A 15,904-nucleotide genomic window follows, 5' to 3' on the forward strand; every position below is an offset into this window, starting at 1 on the left:
GACTGTGACCGGCGCCTGGATAGGGCTATAACAGGACATGCGATTTCGTGACGGGAGCGAGCATGTTCTTCGGGATCACCAATATCTGGACCTACATCGCAGGATCGTTCCTGATCATCCTGCTGCCCGGGCCGAACTCGCTGTTCGTGCTGTCCACCGCGGCGCAGCGCGGCGTGCGGCAGGGCTACCGGGCGGCGGCCGGGGTCTTCGCCGGCGACTCGGTCCTCATGTTCCTGTCGGCCGCCGGGGTGGCGTCGCTGCTGAAGTCGACGCCCGTCCTGTTCTCGATCGTGAAGTACTCGGGCGCGATCTATCTGGCGTGGATCGGCTTCGGCATGCTCCGCGGCGCCTGGCGCTCCCTGCGCGCCTCCCGCGACGGGACCGCGGCCTCCCCGATGACGGAGGCGGCCCAGGTCACGGAGACGGCCCAGGCCACGGATGTGGCACAGGCCTACGAGCCGACAGAGGCCCCCGGGCCGGCACAGGTCGCCCCGGCGCCGGTGGGCAACCCGTTCCGGAAGGCGTTCACGATCAGTCTGCTCAACCCCAAGGCCATCTTGTTCTTCGTGGCGTTCTTCGTGCAGTTCGTGGACCCGTCGTACGGCGCGCCCGCGCTGTCGTTCCTGATCCTGGCGCTGATCGTGCAGGTCTTCAGCGTGACCTACCTGAGCACGCTCATCTTCGGCGGCACGTTGCTCGCGACCCACTTCCGGCGCCGTCGCAAACTGGCCGCCGGGCTCACCTCGGGGGTCGGCGCGCTCTTCCTCGGCTTCGGCGCCAAGCTGGCGACCGCGACGCTGACCTGACGCTTCCCGCGTCGCCGGCCGTGCTCATTCGCCGCGCATGTCGGCGAGGGCGTTCTCGAAGGCGTCCATCGACCGCTGGATCCGGTCCCAGCCGGCCGACGGCAGCCAGGCCATGACCCGGACGACCCCGGCCTTCTCGCACTGCTCCAGGGCGCCGGGGTCGGCCGGTGCGGACAGCATCACGACCTCGACGTCCCTGCCCGCCTCCTCGGCCCGCCGGAACAGCTCGGGGACGCGCTCCAGGATTCCGGGACCGTAGTTGGGGAGCCACCCGTCCCCGTAGGAGAGCACGCGGTCGAAGACACGCGGCCCGGCGCCGCCCACCAGGACCGGCGGGTAGGGCTTCTGCGCCGGTTTGGGCCACGACCAGACCGGGCCGAAGGACACGAAGTCGCCGTGGAACTCGGCCTCGTCATGGGTCCAGATCTCCTGCATCGCTCGCACGTGCTCCCGCATCACGGCGAAGCGCCGGGCCGGGTCGACACCGTGGTGGCGCAGTTCCTCGCGGTTCCATCCGGCGCCGATGCCGAACTCGAACCGCCCGCCGGTCAGGTTGTCCACGCTCGCCACCGTCTTCGCCAGGCCGAGGGGCTCGTGCTCGGGGACCAGGCAGATGCCCGTGCCCACACGCAGCCGGGTCGTCGCCGCGCCCGCGGCCATGGAGGCGACGAACGGGTCGTAGCTGTGCCAGTAGCGCCGGGGCAGTTCGCCTCCCCACTCGTCCTTCGGCGTCTGGCCGGCGGGCGGCACCGGGATGTGCGTGTGCTCGGTGAACAGCAGGGCCGTGTGGCCGCGCCGCTCGACGAGCCGGGCCAAGACATCAGGACGAACCGCATCATCCGTTGCGAAGTAGCCGAAACCCGAGTCCATGCCTCAACGTAACCCGCGCCCACCGCCCTCCGGGTAAAGCGCTCAGCAGCCTCCGGTAAAGCGCTGACCAGGGGTTTCCCATCCGCCGGGACGCCTGCGAGAGGTATGCCGTACCGTTATGAGGCGCGGGGGCGGTTCGCGCATTCGGCCCCCGCGGGCGTGACGGTCAGGTACGGTAAGCCACCGACGATGCCGCCCAGCCCGGGGGTTTCCACCCACTATGTCCGGGTAGGCGCGTTGCCCAACTACAGCGTCGGTCTCCCCCACCGGCCCGTTGGAGTCGCCATGAATCACACACCCTTCGCCTTGCCACGGCTCACCGCGCTGATCAAGCAGGCGGTGCCCAGGCTCCTCGAAGGCGTGGTGGCCCCCCTCGTGGTCTTCTACGCGGCCCTCGCGGTGCTCGGCCTGCGCGGCGCGCTGATGGCCGCGGTGTCGTGGGTCTACCTGGGCGTCCTGTGGCGGATCATCCGGCGTCAGCCGGTGCCGGGGACGATGATCATGGCGACGATCGCGATCACCTTCCGCACCGTGATCGGGTTGTGGACCGGCAGCCCCGTCCTCTACTTCATCCAGCCGGAGCTCGGCACGATCTGCATCAGCATGGTGCTCCTGGCGTCGGTGCGGATGCGCCGCCCGCTGGTCCAGCGGCTCACACTCGACTACATCCACCTGCCGTCGTTCGTGCTGCGGCACGAGCGCGTCCGCACCTTCTTCGCCCGGATCACCCTGCTGTGGGCGTTCGTCCTCCTGGCCAACTCGGCCATGAGCATCTGGCTGCTGCTGCACGAGTCGATCGGCGACTACCTGATCATCCGCACCGCCGCCGTCGCCGTCGTCACCGGGCTGGCCTTCGTGGCGTCCATCTGGGCGTTCCGCCGGGTCCTGCGGCGACTGCACACCGAGGTCCCGGCGATCACCCGTTAGCTGTCCAGCCGGTGCGTGCGCACCGCCTCGTCGCCGCGGGTGTGCCGGGCGTCGAACGCGAAGGCCGTCACCTTCCACCCCTCGGCCTGCCGTACGAGCCGGAGCCGGTAGACGCCCCACACCTCGAACATGCCGCCGCCGAGCGCCGCGTCGAGCAGGTTGTAGGAGTAGCCCTTGGTGGTCACGTGCGCCTCGGCGCCGTCCACCGTCACGGCGAAGTTGCTCACGGTGTGGAAGCTCTGCTTGCGGGCGTGCAGGCCGGTGCGCCACCCGTCCACGAGGGCGTCGGCGCTGATCCTGGCCGGTTCCCCGCCGTTGAGGCTGGTGAAGTCGGCGTCCACCTCGTCGTCGAACAGCTCCCGGCACACCGGCCAGTTCTTGGCGTCCACGGTGTCGAAGACGGCCGTGACGACGTCCACGATCTCGGCCCGGTCCACCAGAGCGGCGATCTCATCCATGCGCCCCATCCTGCCCTACGCGATCTGTGATAGGCACGCATGTCATGGGTACCGCACTGGTTACCGGCGCCTCACGAGGTCTGGGCGCCGTCATCGCCGAACGGCTCGCCGCGGACGGCTGGCACGTCGCCGTCAACTACGCCAACGACACGGCCGGGGCCTCCGCCGTCGTCGGCCGCATCACCGCCGCAGGCGGCTCGGCCGGCCTGGCCCGGTTCGACGTCACGGACGAGGAGTCCGTACGGGAGGGAGTGGCCGCGCTCGGGCAGGTCGGCGTGGTCGTCAACAACGCCACCGGCCCACAGCCGCTGATGCCGGTGGAGAAGCAGACCTGGGAGGACCACCTCGGCCAGCTCCGCTTCTTCGTCAAGGCCCCGCTGCTGATCCTGCAGGCCGTGCTGCCCGGCATGCGCGAGGCCGGTTCCGGCCGGATCGTCAACGTGGGCAGCGAGGTCGCCGACCTCGGCAACCCGGAGTTCGGGCACTACGTCGCCGCCAAGGCCGCGATGCACGGGCTCACCCGGTCGTGGGCCCGGGAGCTGGGGCCGTACGGGATCACGGTGAACACCGTCGAGCCCGGCTGGATCCCGGTGGAGCGGCACGCGGACGTCCCCCCGGAGGACTACACCGGCTACCTGCGCGACGTCCCGCTGGGGCACATGGGCGTGCCGATGGACGTGGCCGAGACGGTGGCGTTCCTCGCCTCCCCCGGCGCCCGGTTCGTCACCGGGCAGCGGCTCGCGGTCAACGGCGGCAAGACGATGAGTTGACCCCGCGCGGTCCGCCGTACGTTAAGAATCATGTGATTCGCGAGCTCTTTCGGCAAAAAATCGGTTAATGTCCGTTCATGTCCGGCGCATATTTTCCCCGTATCCAGACTGTCACGGGCGCCGTCCCCGTCTCCGAGATCGACGGGCCCGTGCTGCCGTACGAGCACCTGCGCACCGACACCCGCTGGGGGATCGGCGTGGACTCCGATCCCCATCGGTGGCTGGACGAGGAGCGATATGTGCTGGCCGAGGTCAAGCACCTCGGCAGGGAGCAGGCGCTGGGGCTCGTCGTGGAGCACAGCTGCATCGGGATGGCCCGCGACCCCGCGGCGCTCGCCCGGATCTCGATGGCCGCGCGGGTCCTCATCGTGGCCGCCACCGGCTTCGCCGCGCAGCCGTTCGCGGGTGAGGCCGTCACCCGCTATGGCGTGGAGGACCTGACCGCCGACCTGCTGCACGAGATCGGCGCCGGACTCGACGGGACGGGCGCGCGGCCGGGCGTCATCGTCGCCGCCGCGTGGGACGAGACGCCCACTCCCGCCGAGGAGCGGGCCGTCACCGCCGCCGCCCGCGCCTCGCTGCGCACCGACCTGCCGGTGGCGGCGGGCGGCCTGGAAGTGCTGGAACTCCTGCTCTCGCAGAACGTCCCCGCCCGGCGTCTGGCCGCCCGCGCGGGCGACCCGCTGGTCCAGCGCAAGATCGCCGAGACCGGCGCGTACGTGAGCGTGGACGACGCCGAGGACGTCCTCACCCTCCTCGACGGCGGGCACGCCGAGCGCGTCCTGGTCAGCAGCGGCGTACGGCTGCGGGAGCACCTGTCCGGCTACGGCGGGCAGGGCTACGGCCGGCTGTTCTCCACGGTCCTCCCCGCCCTGCGGGAGGCCGGCGTGGACGGCGACACCCTGCGTCTCATCACCCACGACAACCCCCTTCGCTGGCTCACCGCCTGACGAAACGGGCTCAGATCTTGGCGATCTCCACACCGTCACCGCAGAGCGGAGCGAGGTCCCCGGGATTGGAGGTCAGGACCGTGACGGGGCGGGCGGCCCGGCGCGCGCTCGCCGCCAGGACCGCGTCGATCGCGTGCTTGTGCCCGCGGAGGCGGTGGTCCCGCAGGAGTGCCGCCGCCTCGGCGGCCAGAGCCCGGGTGACGTCGAGGACGTCGATGCGCGAAAGAACCCAGCGGACACGTGCCGGATGCACCCGCTCGTCGTCGGCCTCCAGAGTGGTCATCACCGTCGTGACGACACGTACGCCCTCCTCCGCCGCCGCCGCGACGAGCGCGGTCGCGCCGCGGTCCTTGCGGTAGAGCCGGGACAGCCCCTCGCTGTCCAGCACAAGGGTGCCCGGCATCAGGCTGCCGCCCCACCGGTGCTCCGATCGTCACGGCGCAGGAGGGCCCGCGCCGCGTCGATCTCCTCCCGCGTCAGCGGATCGTTGTCGGTTTCGAAGTCGGCCACGATCTCGCGGAGCCTGTCCATAGCCATCCGCTGCTCCAGGGCCTCCGTCACGTAGGCGGAGAAACCGCCCGGCCCCACCTGCGCGCGGATGGCCTCGGCGAGCTGCTCGGGCAGGCTGACCGAGTACTTCTTACTACCGCTCATGCCCCGAATCCTACCGTTAGTAGCATCGCATGTCGTCCAGCGCCTCGCGTTGGATCACCGGCATGCCGTGGACCACGTCGTGATCCCGGCGTGCGGTCCGTTCAGGAGTCGAAGCCGACGCCGAAGGCGTCGAGGGTGCGCAGCCAGGCGTTGCGGCGGCCCTCGTGCTCGTCGGCCCGGGCGATGGCCCAGCGGGTGAGCTGGATGACGCCCGACCGCACCGGCTCCGGCGGGAAGGGCACCGGCTTCTGCCGCACCATGCGCAGGTCCGTACGCTCGGTCACCCGGCCCTGCAGCAGGTCGAGCATGACGTTGCCCCCGAAGCGGGTGGCGCCCACGCCGAGGCCGGTGTATCCGGCGGCGTAGGCGAGGCGTGAGCCGTACGCGGTGCCGAAGAAGGCGCTGAACCGGCTGCAGGTGTCGATGACCCCGCCCCACCTGTGCGTGAAGCGCAGGCCGTGGAGCTGCGGGAACGTCTCGAAGAAGTGCGTGGCGAGCTTCTCGAAGGTGGCGTCGCGCTGGTCGTACTCCTGCCTGACCAGGCCGCCGTTGTGATAGACGGCGTCGTAGCCGCCCCACAGGATCCGGTTGTCGTCGGTCAGGCGGTAGTAGTGGAACCGGTTGGCCGAGTCGCCGATGCCCTGGCGGTTCCGCCAGCCGATCTCCGCCAGCAGGGCGTCCGGCACCGGCTCGGTCATCAGCGCGTAGTCGTACACCGGCACGAGGAAGTGCCTGAGCCGGCGCAGCAGCGGAGGGAAGGCGCCGGTGCCGAGCGCCACCCGCCCGGCCCTGACCCGCCCCTTCGGCGTCTCCAGTTCGAGCGCGACGCCGTCGTCGTGCAGGGAGCGCACCGGCGTGTGCTCGAAGACGCGCACGCCGAGCCGCACGCAGACGTCGCGCAGCCCCCACGCCAGCCGCGCCGGGTCGACCATGGCGACGCCGTCGCGGTCCCACACGCCGCCGAGGTACGTCGGCGAGTCCACCTCGGCCCGCACCTGCTCGCGGTCGAGCCGCTCCAGCCTGAGGCCGAGCGAGGCCGCCCCGCCCACCTCGTCGTCGAGCCCGGCGAGCTGCCACTCCTCGGTGGCCACCCGCAGCTCGCCGGTCCGCTCGAATGAGCAGTCGACGCCATGGCGGGCGAGGGTCGCCTCGATCTCGTCGAGGTTCTCCCGGCCGAGCCGTTCCAGCGTCGCGATCTCCGCCGGCCAGCGGTCCTGCCCGTTGCCGAGCCCGTGGGTCAGGCTCGCGGCGCAGAACCCGCCGTTGCGGCCGGAGGCGGCCCACCCGACCGCGCGGCCCTCCAGGAGGACCACGTCGAGCGAGGGGTCGCGCTCCTTGGCCATCAGCGCGGTCCACAGGCCGGTGAACCCGCCGCCGACCACCGCCAGGTCCGCCGTGGCGTCTCCCGTCAGCGGGGGCAGCGGCTCGGGCGCGATCGGCCGGTCCAGCCAGTACGGCTTGCGCTCCGCGTCGGCGAGCGCCTTCGACGGAACCACGGTCTCACTTCCTCACGCGTTGGCGCGGCGGCGGGCCAGGAGGGCGTTGACCACGGCGATCAGCACACCGGCCGCGAAGATCAGCGTTCCCATGACGTTCACCTGCGGCGGGAGGCCCACGCGGGTGGCGCCCCAGATCCACAGCGGGAACGTCATGGTGCCGCCGGAGTTGAAGTTGGTGATGACGAAGTCGTCGATCGACAGCGCGAAGGCCAGCATCGAGCCCGCCATCACACCGGGAAAGATCATCGGCAGGGTGACCAGCCGGAACGTCGTCCACGGTCCCGCGCCGAGGTCGCGGGCGGCCTCTTCGAGGGAGGAGTCGAGCGTCATCACCCGGGCCCGCACGGTCACGGCCACGAACGAGATCGAGAACATGACGTGCGAGATCAGGATCGTCCAGAAGCCGAGCGGCACGGCGAGCGTGACGAACAGCGACAGCAGCGAAGCGCCCATCACGATCTCGGCGCAGGAGATCGCCGCGAACATCACGAGGTTCATCGCCCCGGAGCCGCGGAAGCGGTAGCGGCCGAGCGCCAGCCCGATCAGCGACCCGAGCACCCCGGCGATCAGCATCGTCAGCACGGCGATGAGCAGCGAGTTCACCAGCGCCTGGGTGAGGTCGCCGATCTCGAACAGCTTGCCGTACCACTTGAACGTGAAGCCCTGCCAGGCCGTGTTGTATCGGCCATGGGTGTCGTTGAAGCCGAACAGGATCATCACGGCGATCGGCAGCACGAGCCACGCGATCACCAGCCAGGTGTAGATCTGCAGGCCGCGGCCCCGCAGCAGGCCACCCTTCATCGGGCCGCCACCTCCAGCACGTCCTCGGTGCCGAGCGCCTTGGCGTACGCGAAGATGCCCACGAGCAGCAGGGCCATCAGCGTGAACGACAGCGCCGAGGCGGTCGGATAGTCCTGGTTGACCAGGAACTGGTTCTGGATGACGTTGCCGATCATCGTGTTGCTGGTGCCGCCGAGCACGGAGGCGTTGACGTAGTCCGACGTGGCCGGGACGAACGTCATCAGCACGCCGGCGAACACGCCCGGCAGCGACAGCGGCAGCACCACGCGCAGGAAGGTCTGCACCTTGCTGGCGTAGAGGTCCTGCGCGGCCTCCAGGACGCGCGGGTCGATCCGCTCCAGCGCCACGTACATCGGCAGGATCATGAACGGCAGGAAGTTGTAGGCCAGGCCGCCGATCACCGCCGCGCTCGTGGCGAGGATGTGGAAGTCCTGCGGCACCACGCCCAGTGACTTCAGCGGCCCGAGCAGCAGGCCGTTGTCGGACAGGAAGAACTGCCACGAGATGGTGCGCAGCACGAACGACACCAGGAAGGGCAGCAGCAGGAGGAACAGGTAGATCGACTTGCGGGTGCCGCCCTTGAAGGCGATCCAGTACGCCACGGGGAACCCGATGACGATCTGGATCACCGTCGAGACCAGGCCGTACACCAGGGACCTGACGATCTGGTCGTGGTAGGTGCTGATCCCGTCGACGTAGCTGTGCCAGTTGAAGGTGAACGCGTAGCCGTTGACGACGTCGCCCGACTGCAGCGACAGCGACAGCATGACGACCGTCGGGACGACGAAGAAGATCGCCAGCCAGAGCGTGCCGGGGAAGAGCAGCAGGTATGGCGTCAGCGCAGCCCTGAGCCTGCTCATGACGTCGTGATCGCCTGGAAGATGGACTCGAACTTCTTCTGCTCCTCCGGCGTCTTGCCGTTCACGTAGTTGCGGAGCCTGGCGGAGTCCTGCTCGCTCGGGAACACCAGCGGGCTGCTCGCCACCTCCTCGAGGAGCTTCTTGTCGTCGCCCGTGGCCTTGGCGGCGTCGGCGGCGATGACGTCCTTGGCGGCCGGGACCGGGGTCACGTAGTTGATGTACTCCGCGAGGTGCGCCGCGACGTTCACGTCGTAGAAGAAGTCCATCAGCATGATCGCGTCGACCGGGTTGGTCGCGGTCTTCGGGATCGTCATGTTGTCGGTCCAGATGGTGCCGCCCTCCTGCGGGACCACGAACTTGAGGTCCGTCCCGTCGGAGACGTTCTTCTGGAAGACGTCGCCCGACCACGCCATCGTGAGCCAGATGTCACCCTTGGCGAGCGGGTCGGTGTACGCCTGGTCGTAGTACTTGCGCACGATGCCGGCGTCGCGCTGCTCCTGGAGCTTGGCCGCGGCCTTCTCCCAGTCCGCCTCGGTGGACTTGTCGGGGTCCACGCCGATCGCGAACAGGCCGAAGTTGGCGATCTCCTGCGAGTCGGACATCATGCCGACCTTGCCCTTGTACTTGGGGTTCCACAGGTCGGCCATGCTGGTCGGCGGGGTGTCGACGTACTTCGGGTTGTACGCGATGCCGGTGATGCCGGAGGCCCACGGGATGCTGTAGACGTTGCCGGGGTCGAACGACTCCTGCTTGTACTCCGGCGCCGCGTTGGCCGCGAAGTTCGGCAGCTTGGAGTGATCGAGCGGCGCCAGGTAGCCGAGCTGCACGAGCCGCTGGAAGTGGAGGCCGTTGGTGACGACCATGAGGTCGTAGTCGATCGACTGCCCGGCGGCGAGCTGCGGCTGGATCTTGGCGAACCAGCTCGGCATCTCGAGGATGACCTCTTTGTAGTTCACCGTGATGCCGGTCTGCTGGGTGAACTGCTTGAGCTCGGGCAGCTTGGGGTCCATGTAGAGCGGCCAGTTGGCGAAGTCCACGTGGCCGTTCTTCGTCTTGCCGGACCAGAACTTCTCCACCTCGGACTGGGCCTGCGCGGAGGAGGACGGCCTGGCCGTGCCCTTGCCCTGCACGCCGCAGGCCGCCAGAGCGAGCCCGGCGGCCGACAGGCCCGCGAGCCGGAAGGCGTCGCGCCTGCCGAGCCGGCGCTGGGTCATGCCGCGGAGGAGGGCGGGGTCCTGCCTGTATGGGTCGTTCATAGGAGTTCGTGCTCCGGGTTCGCTGTACCGGGTTCGCTGTACCGGGTTCGCTGTACAGGGGGTTCGGGGATTCGTGGCGGGAATGCGTCGAGGGGATGCGTGGCGGGGATGTCGACGGATGGAGCAGGCGCGGGGATCTACCGCAGCGCGTAGGAGTGCCAGGGCTGCCAGGAGAGCCAGACCGCGTCGCCTCGCTCGGCGGTGATCGTGCTGTCGTTGGCGTTCTGCTCGAACACCGTGATCTCGGCGCCGTCGCCGAGCCTCACGACGTAGCTGTTGTAGGTGCCGAGGTAGACGACCTCGGAGACCGTCCCCCGCACCACGCTGAGGTCGCCTTCCGGCTGGTCCTTAGCGATCTTGATCTTCTCGGGCCGGACCGTGAGGTCGACCGAGGCGCCGGCCGCGAGCGCGCCGTCGGCGGGGACGAGGATCCGGTCGCTCGCGCCGAGCGCGAGCACGGCGGTGTCGCCGGTGATCTGCTGGACGGTGCCGCTCAGCAGGTTGGACGTGCCGATGAACCCCGCCACGAACTTGCTGGCGGGCCGCTCGTAGATCTCGCGCGGTTCCGCGAGCTGCTCCACGAGGCCGTCGTTCATGACCGCGATGCGGTCGCTCATCGTCAGCGCCTCGCTCTGGTCGTGCGTCACGTAGACGAACGTGATGCCGACCTCCCGCTGGATGCGCTTGAGCTCGATCTGCATGGCCTGGCGGAGCTTGAGGTCGAGCGCGCCGAGCGGCTCGTCGAGCAGGAGCGCGCGGGGCCGGTTGACCAGGGCCCGGGCGAGGGCGACGCGCTGCTGCTGACCTCCCGACATCTCCTTCGGCCGGCGCTTCTCGCGGCCGACCAGGTCCACGACCTCCAGGATCTCGCCGACGCGGCGCTTGATCTCCGCGTCGGGGACCTTCTTGCGCTTGAGCCCGAACGCGACGTTGTCCCAGACGTTCATGTGCGGGAACAGCGCGTAGGACTGGAACACCATGTTGATGTCACGCTTGTTCGGCGGGACGCTCGTGACGTCCTCCCCGTGGAGCCTGACGACCCCCTGTGTGGGGTCCTCGAACCCGGCGATCATCCGCATGCTGGTGGTTTTGCCACAGCCTGAGGGGCCGAGGAGGGAGAAGAACTCCCCCTCCGCAATGGCGAGGCTCACGCCCTTGACCGCCCGTACGACCTCGCCGTGCGAGACGTACTCCTTGACCACGTGGTCGAGTTCGATGGCGGGCACGTCTCCTGATACGGGGGCAGCCGCGACGGCTGCCCCCGGGCCCGCCTGGATCTCTGTCATTCCAGGCTTATCCCTCTTTTTCGCTAGGTACCCGGCCGGAGCCGGGAGCACCTATTCGCCGATGTAGTGCATGACGTGCTTGACTCGGGTGTAGTCGTGCAGGCCGAAGACGGACAGGTCCTTGCCGTAGCCCGAGTGCTTGAAGCCGCCGTGCGGCATCTCGGACACGAACGGGATGTGGGTGTTGACCCAGACGACGCCGAAGTCGAGCCGCTTGGACATCCGCATCGCGCGGCCGTGGTCGGAGGTCCACACCGAACCGGACAGGCCGTAGCGGACGCCGTTGGCCTTGGCCAGCGCGTCGGCCTCGTCGGTGAACGTCTGGACGGTCATGACAGGACCGAAGATCTCGTCCTGGACCATCTCGTCGTCCTGCTTCAGCCCGTCCACCACGGTCGGGGCGAAGAAGAAGCCCTTGTCGCCGACGCGGGCGCCGCCGGTGAGGACCTTCGCGTGCTCGGGCAGCCGCTGGAAGAAGCCCTCGACCCGGGTGAGCTGGTTCGCGTTGTTCAGCGGCCCGAAGTAGGCGTCCTCCACGTCGAGACCGCCCAGCTTGGTGGCGGCGGCGGCCTCGGCGAGCGCGGCGGCGAACTCGTCGTGGATGCTCTCCTGCACGAGCACGCGGCAGGCGGCGGTGCAGTCCTGGCCGGCGTTGTAGAGGCCCGCACCGGCGACGGCCTCGGCGACGGCCTTGATGTCCTTGACGTCCTCGAAGATCACGACCGGGGCCTTGCCGCCCAGCTCCAGGTGGACCCGCTTGACGTCGTCGGCGGCGGTCCTCGCGACCGCCATGCCCGCGCCCACCGAACCGGTGATCGCCACCATGCTCGCCGACGGGTGGCCGACGACCAGTGAGCCGGTCTCCCGGTCGCCGGTCACGACGTTGAAGACGCCGGCGGGCAGGACCTCACCGAGGATCTCGGCCATCTTCAGCGTGGAGGCCGGGGTGGTGTCGGACGGCTTGAGCACGATCGTGTTGCCGGCCGCGAGAGCGGGGGCGATCTTCCACACCGCCATCATCATCGGGTAGTTCCACGGCGTGACCTGGCCGATGACGCCGATCGGCTCGTGCCGGATCACCGAGGTGTGGTCGGCGAGGAACTCACCGGCGGTGGGACCCTCGAGTGTGCGGGCCGCACCGGCGAAGAACCGGAAGTGGTCGGCGGCGACCGGGGTCTCGTCCTCGGCCATGCGGGCGCGGGGCTTGCCGGTGTTGCGGCACTCGGCCTCGTTGATCTCGTCCGCGCGGGCCTCGATCGCGTCGGCGACCTTCAGCAGCAGCGCGGCGCGCTCACCCGGCGTCGTCTGTCCCCACGTCTCGAAGGCGGCCGTCGCGGCGGCGTACGCGGCGTCGACGTCCTCCTGGCCCGACACCGGCGCCTGGGCGTAGACCTCGCCCGTCGTAGGGTCTACGACATCGGAGAAACGGCCGCTCGCGGCGTCGACGAACTTCCCGTTCACGAAGTTCTGGAGACGGGTGGTCACCGTTGACCTCCTGGTGGTGGCTGAGTTGTCGCGACTCTGACAGAGGAAGGAGCCTACGACAAGGGATTTCGTCGCTAAGATACCAAATTGCTACGAAATCGCTTGACGCAAGCGATGGAGCTGACACCATGTCAGACCACGATCGCAACATGTCAAAAACGATGCTGTAACACCAGGTCGCTACGGCGATCGAAGCCCGCCAAGAGAGGACACCCCCCGAGGATGACGACTCCGCCTAAGGCTCGCGCGGCTGCCGCGAAGGGTGGGCCGGTGGTGCTCGACGAGATCTCCAAGCAGATCATCGAGCAGCTTCAGATGGACGGGCGAAAGCCGTACGCCGCCATCGGCAAGGCGGTGGGGCTGTCGGAGGCCGCCGTGCGCCAGCGCGTGCAGCGCCTGCTCGACCTCGGCGTCATGCAGATCGTCGCCGTCACCGACCCGCTCACCCTGGGCTTCCCCCGCCAGGCCATGATCGGCATCAAGTGCGAGGGCGACCTGGAGCAGGTCGCCGACGAACTGTCGCAGATCCCCGAGATCGACTACGTGGTGCTCACGGCCGGCTCGGTCGACATCATGGTCGAGGTGGTCTGCGAGGGCGACACCCACCTGCTGGAGATCCTGGGCAAGATCCGGGCGATCTCCAGCGTGCGTGCGACCGAGACGTTCGTCTATCTCAAGCTGCACAAGCAGACCTACTCCTGGGGCACCCACTAACGACGGCCACCGGCCCCGGACTTCCGGGGCCGACGCCCTCGCTCTCCAGCAGACTCAGCTCTCCAGCAGACGGCCCCCGGACAGCTCCAGCCACCGGTCGACCCCGACCTCCGTGAGGAAACGCTCGTCGTGGCTGACCACCACGAACGCCCCCTCGTACGCGGCGAGCGCGCTCTCCAACTGCCCCACGCTGACCAGGTCGAGGTTGTTGGTCGGCTCGTCGAGCAGCAGGAGCTGGGGTGCCGGTTCGGCGCACAGCACACAGGCCAGCGTGGCGCGCAGCCGCTCGCCGCCCGACAGCACGCCCACCGGCAGGTGCGCACGCGCGCCGCGGAACAGGAAGCGGGCGAGCAGGTTCATCCGCTCCGCCTCCTGCATGCCGGGGGCGAAGGCCGCCAGGTTCTCCGCCACCGTGCGATCCACGTCGAGCAGGTCGAGCCGCTGCGACAGGTAGGCGACCCTGCCGTCGACCCGCCTGGTCGTGCCGGCGTCCGGCTCCAGTTCTCCGCCGATCAGACGCAGCAGGGTGGACTTGCCCGCGCCGTTGGGGCCGGTCAGCGCGATGCGCTCGGGGCCGCGGATCGCCAGGTCGATGCCCGGCTCGGCGAACAGGCCACGGGCCCGCAGTCCCTCGCCGAGGAAGACCGTCCGCCCGGCGGGCACGTTCGTCCCCGGCAGCTCCAGCGTGATCTTCTGGTCGTCGCGTAGCGCCCGGCCGGCCTCGTCGAGCCTGGCCTTGGCGTCGCTGACGCGGGCGGCGTGCATCTGGCCCGCCCGACCGGCCGACTCCTGGGCGCCCCGCTTCATGTTCCCGGCGAAGATCCGCGCCAGTCCGGCGTTCTTGAGATTGCGTGCGGCGTTGCCCGCGCGGCGCTCGGCCCGCTCGCGCGCCTGCTGCATCTCCCGCTTCTCGCGCTTGAGCTCCTGCTCGGCGCTGCGCACGCTCCGTTCCGCGGCCTCCTGCTCCGCGCGTACGGCCGCCTCGTAGGCGGTGAAGCCGCCGCCGTAGAAGCGGACCTCCCCCCGGTCGAGCTCGGCGATGCGGTCCATGCGGTCGAGCAGGGCCCGGTCGTGGCTGACCACCAGCAGGCAGCCGTTCCAGTCCCCGAGCACGTCGTAGAGCCTGCGGCGCGCGCCGAGGTCGAGATTGTTCGTCGGCTCGTCCAGCAGCAGGACGTCCGGCCGTTTGAGGAGCTGGGCGGCCAGGCCGAGCGAGACGACCTGCCCGCCGCTCAGCGTGCCCAGTATGCGGCCGAACGCGAGGTCGCCGAGCCCGAGCCGGTCGAGCTGGGCACGGGTGCGTTCCTCGATGTCCCAGTCGTTGCCGATCGTGGCGAAGTGCTCCTCGGCGGCGTCGCCCGACTCGATGGCGTCGAGCGCGGCGATCACCGGGGCGATCCCGAGAACCTCGGCCACGGTCAGGTCGCCGGTGAGAGGCAGGCTCTGCGGCAGATAACCGAGCACGCCGCCGACGGACACGCTCCCGCCGCGGGGCCGGTACTCGCCGGCGATCAGCTTGAGCAGCGTGCTCTTGCCCGCACCGTTCGGAGCGACAAGGCCCGTACGGCCACCGCCCACGGTGAAGGACAGGTCGCTGAAGACGGGCGTGTCGTCAGGCCAGGAGAAGGACAGGCTGGAACAGATGATGAACGCATCGGACATGCGAGAGACCTCGTACGTGATCCGGGCGCAGCGGAGCGGCCCGGCAAGGGGACAGGGATCAGGGGACGACCGAGAGGGCCACATCGGCGGCGGTCATACGCGCCTGCCGGGGCCGGTCAACCTCCGGTATCACCCGGAGATGTCGTCCTCACCTGCCACGTCTGGTCTCCTAGCCTCGAATCACGAGCGCCCGACACCATAGCAGTTCGACGCCGCCGCCTGTCAATCCGAGGCGTTGGCCGAGGTCAGCCGATCCGGGCGACGGCACGCACGGGAGACCCGTCGGCGCCGTGGAGGCGCAGCGGCAGCAGGGAGACCTCGATCGGGCGGCCGGCGGCCTGGGCCTCCAGCAGCGGGCCGAGGTTGCGCAGGTTCTCCGCGATGACGGCCTGAGCCCCGCACAACACGCGGTGCGCCGGCAGATCGGCGGGAGCCGGGGTGGGGTCGACGCTGAGCGCGTCGACGCCGACGGTGCGCACGCCCGCGGCGACGATCAGGCGGGCGGTCTCGGCGTCCAGGTAAGGGTGGGCCAGGTATTCCGGAGTTCCCCAGTGCTCGTCCCAGCCGGTCGCGACCAGCAGGACGGTCCCCGGCCGCAGCAGTGCGGCCACCGGCTCCAGCATGGAGGGGCTGACCGGCGAGCGCGGCGGCAGGCCCCGGGCGTCGAGGACCGCCGCCGGACCGAGGAAGCGTTCCAGCGGCAGGTCGTCCAGCGTCGGCAGCGTGTCGTCGATGTGGAACGGCGCGTCCACGTGGGTGCCGGACTGCGACCCGAGGTGCAGGCCGAGGACGTTGACGCCCTCGGCCGCCACCGTGAGGGCGGGCGCGATCTCCACCTCCGGGTCGCCGGGGTAGACGGGCATGCCGCTCACGACCGGCACCGACAGGTCGACGATCACGGCTTCT

General features: G+C 69.7%; 17 protein-coding genes. 5 read left to right on the forward strand and 12 right to left on the reverse strand.

Features of this window, described 5'->3' with window-relative positions; genetic code table 11:
* The first annotated feature begins 62 nt into the window (after nt 1-62).
* Nucleotides 63-806, forward strand: a complete 744-nt coding sequence (gene leuE / locus ACIBK1_RS17350) for a leucine efflux protein LeuE (protein WP_030511685.1) — start codon at nt 63-65, stop codon at nt 804-806.
* A 24-nt stretch (nt 807-830) separates the two neighbouring features.
* Here leuE and ACIBK1_RS17355 read toward each other — a convergent pair whose 3' ends face one another.
* Complete coding sequence (locus ACIBK1_RS17355; protein ID WP_357318545.1) at nt 831-1,622, reverse strand: LLM class F420-dependent oxidoreductase; 792 nt, start codon at nt 1,620-1,622, stop codon at nt 831-833.
* 339 nt (nt 1,623-1,961) lie between these two features.
* On the opposite strand from ACIBK1_RS17355, the gene ACIBK1_RS17360 reads away from it, so the two are divergent.
* On the forward strand, nt 1,962-2,603 hold the full coding sequence (locus ACIBK1_RS17360; RefSeq protein ID WP_030511687.1) for a VC0807 family protein: 642 nt from the start codon (nt 1,962-1,964) through the stop codon (nt 2,601-2,603).
* On the opposite strand, the gene ACIBK1_RS17365 is transcribed toward ACIBK1_RS17360, so the two are convergent.
* Complete coding sequence (locus ACIBK1_RS17365; protein ID WP_051762595.1) at nt 2,600-3,061, reverse strand: nuclear transport factor 2 family protein; 462 nt, start codon at nt 3,059-3,061, stop codon at nt 2,600-2,602. The genes ACIBK1_RS17360 and ACIBK1_RS17365 overlap by 4 nt on opposite strands.
* 44 nt (nt 3,062-3,105) lie before the next feature.
* Between ACIBK1_RS17365 and ACIBK1_RS17370 the strand changes: the two genes are divergently transcribed.
* Together ACIBK1_RS17370 and ACIBK1_RS17375 are read left to right on the forward strand one after the other, a co-directional pair.
* On the forward strand, nt 3,106-3,831 hold the full coding sequence (locus ACIBK1_RS17370) for an SDR family oxidoreductase (RefSeq protein ID WP_357318549.1): 726 nt from the start codon (nt 3,106-3,108) through the stop codon (nt 3,829-3,831).
* Nucleotides 3,832-3,908: 77 nt separating this feature from the next.
* Entirely contained in the window at nt 3,909-4,781 is an 873-nt protein-coding gene (locus ACIBK1_RS17375) for a phosphotriesterase family protein (RefSeq protein WP_396736057.1), read from the forward strand.
* A gap of 10 nt (nt 4,782-4,791) precedes the next feature.
* On the opposite strand, the gene ACIBK1_RS17380 is transcribed toward ACIBK1_RS17375, so the two are convergent.
* From ACIBK1_RS17380 to ACIBK1_RS17415, 8 genes are all read right to left on the reverse strand, one after another.
* Entirely contained in the window at nt 4,792-5,184 is a 393-nt protein-coding gene (locus ACIBK1_RS17380) for a DNA-binding protein (protein ID WP_396736060.1), read from the reverse strand.
* Nucleotides 5,184-5,435, reverse strand: coding sequence for a hypothetical protein (locus ACIBK1_RS17385; RefSeq protein ID WP_030511692.1), 252 nt, complete (start codon nt 5,433-5,435; stop codon nt 5,184-5,186). Before ACIBK1_RS17385 ends, ACIBK1_RS17380 begins: the two co-directional genes overlap by 1 nt.
* 101 nt (nt 5,436-5,536) lie before the next feature.
* Entirely contained in the window at nt 5,537-6,931 is a 1,395-nt protein-coding gene (locus ACIBK1_RS17390; protein ID WP_030511693.1) for an NAD(P)/FAD-dependent oxidoreductase, read from the reverse strand.
* Between the two features lie 12 nt (nt 6,932-6,943).
* Nucleotides 6,944-7,735 (reverse strand): ABC transporter permease, encoded by a 792-nt coding sequence (locus tag ACIBK1_RS17395; RefSeq protein WP_036408848.1) that lies wholly within the window; start codon nt 7,733-7,735, stop codon nt 6,944-6,946.
* Nucleotides 7,732-8,595, reverse strand: a complete 864-nt coding sequence (locus tag ACIBK1_RS17400) for an ABC transporter permease (protein ID WP_030511694.1) — start codon at nt 8,593-8,595, stop codon at nt 7,732-7,734. Before ACIBK1_RS17400 ends, ACIBK1_RS17395 begins: the two co-directional genes overlap by 4 nt.
* Complete coding sequence (locus tag ACIBK1_RS17405) at nt 8,592-9,851, reverse strand: polyamine ABC transporter substrate-binding protein (protein WP_030511695.1); 1,260 nt, start codon at nt 9,849-9,851, stop codon at nt 8,592-8,594. The genes ACIBK1_RS17400 and ACIBK1_RS17405 overlap by 4 nt, the downstream gene beginning before the upstream one ends.
* A gap of 137 nt (nt 9,852-9,988) precedes the next feature.
* Complete coding sequence (locus tag ACIBK1_RS17410; protein ID WP_076434930.1) at nt 9,989-11,137, reverse strand: ABC transporter ATP-binding protein; 1,149 nt, start codon at nt 11,135-11,137, stop codon at nt 9,989-9,991.
* Between the two features lie 51 nt (nt 11,138-11,188).
* Nucleotides 11,189-12,622: a gamma-aminobutyraldehyde dehydrogenase gene (locus ACIBK1_RS17415; protein ID WP_030511697.1), complete on the reverse strand. Its 1,434-nt coding sequence runs from the start codon at nt 12,620-12,622 to the stop codon at nt 11,189-11,191.
* 222 nt (nt 12,623-12,844) lie between these two features.
* Here ACIBK1_RS17415 and ACIBK1_RS17420 point away from each other — a divergent pair, with 222 nt between their 5' ends.
* On the forward strand, nt 12,845-13,336 hold the full coding sequence (locus ACIBK1_RS17420) for an Lrp/AsnC family transcriptional regulator (RefSeq protein WP_030511698.1): 492 nt from the start codon (nt 12,845-12,847) through the stop codon (nt 13,334-13,336).
* A 54-nt stretch (nt 13,337-13,390) separates the two neighbouring features.
* Here ACIBK1_RS17420 and ACIBK1_RS17425 read toward each other — a convergent pair whose 3' ends face one another.
* A complete protein-coding gene (locus ACIBK1_RS17425) occupies nt 13,391-14,998 on the reverse strand; it encodes an ABC-F family ATP-binding cassette domain-containing protein (RefSeq protein ID WP_396736066.1) in 1,608 nt (535 codons plus the stop codon).
* A 245-nt stretch (nt 14,999-15,243) separates the two neighbouring features.
* The gene (locus ACIBK1_RS17430; protein ID WP_396736069.1) at nt 15,244-15,897 is read right to left on the reverse strand and encodes a cyclase family protein; all 654 of its coding nucleotides are present in this window, start codon (nt 15,895-15,897) and stop codon (nt 15,244-15,246) included.
* Nucleotides 15,898-15,904 lie beyond the last annotated feature (7 nt).

It is taken from the genome of Microbispora rosea, from assembly GCF_044460045.1.
Lineage (GTDB): Bacteria > Actinomycetota > Actinomycetes > Streptosporangiales > Streptosporangiaceae > Microbispora > Microbispora rosea.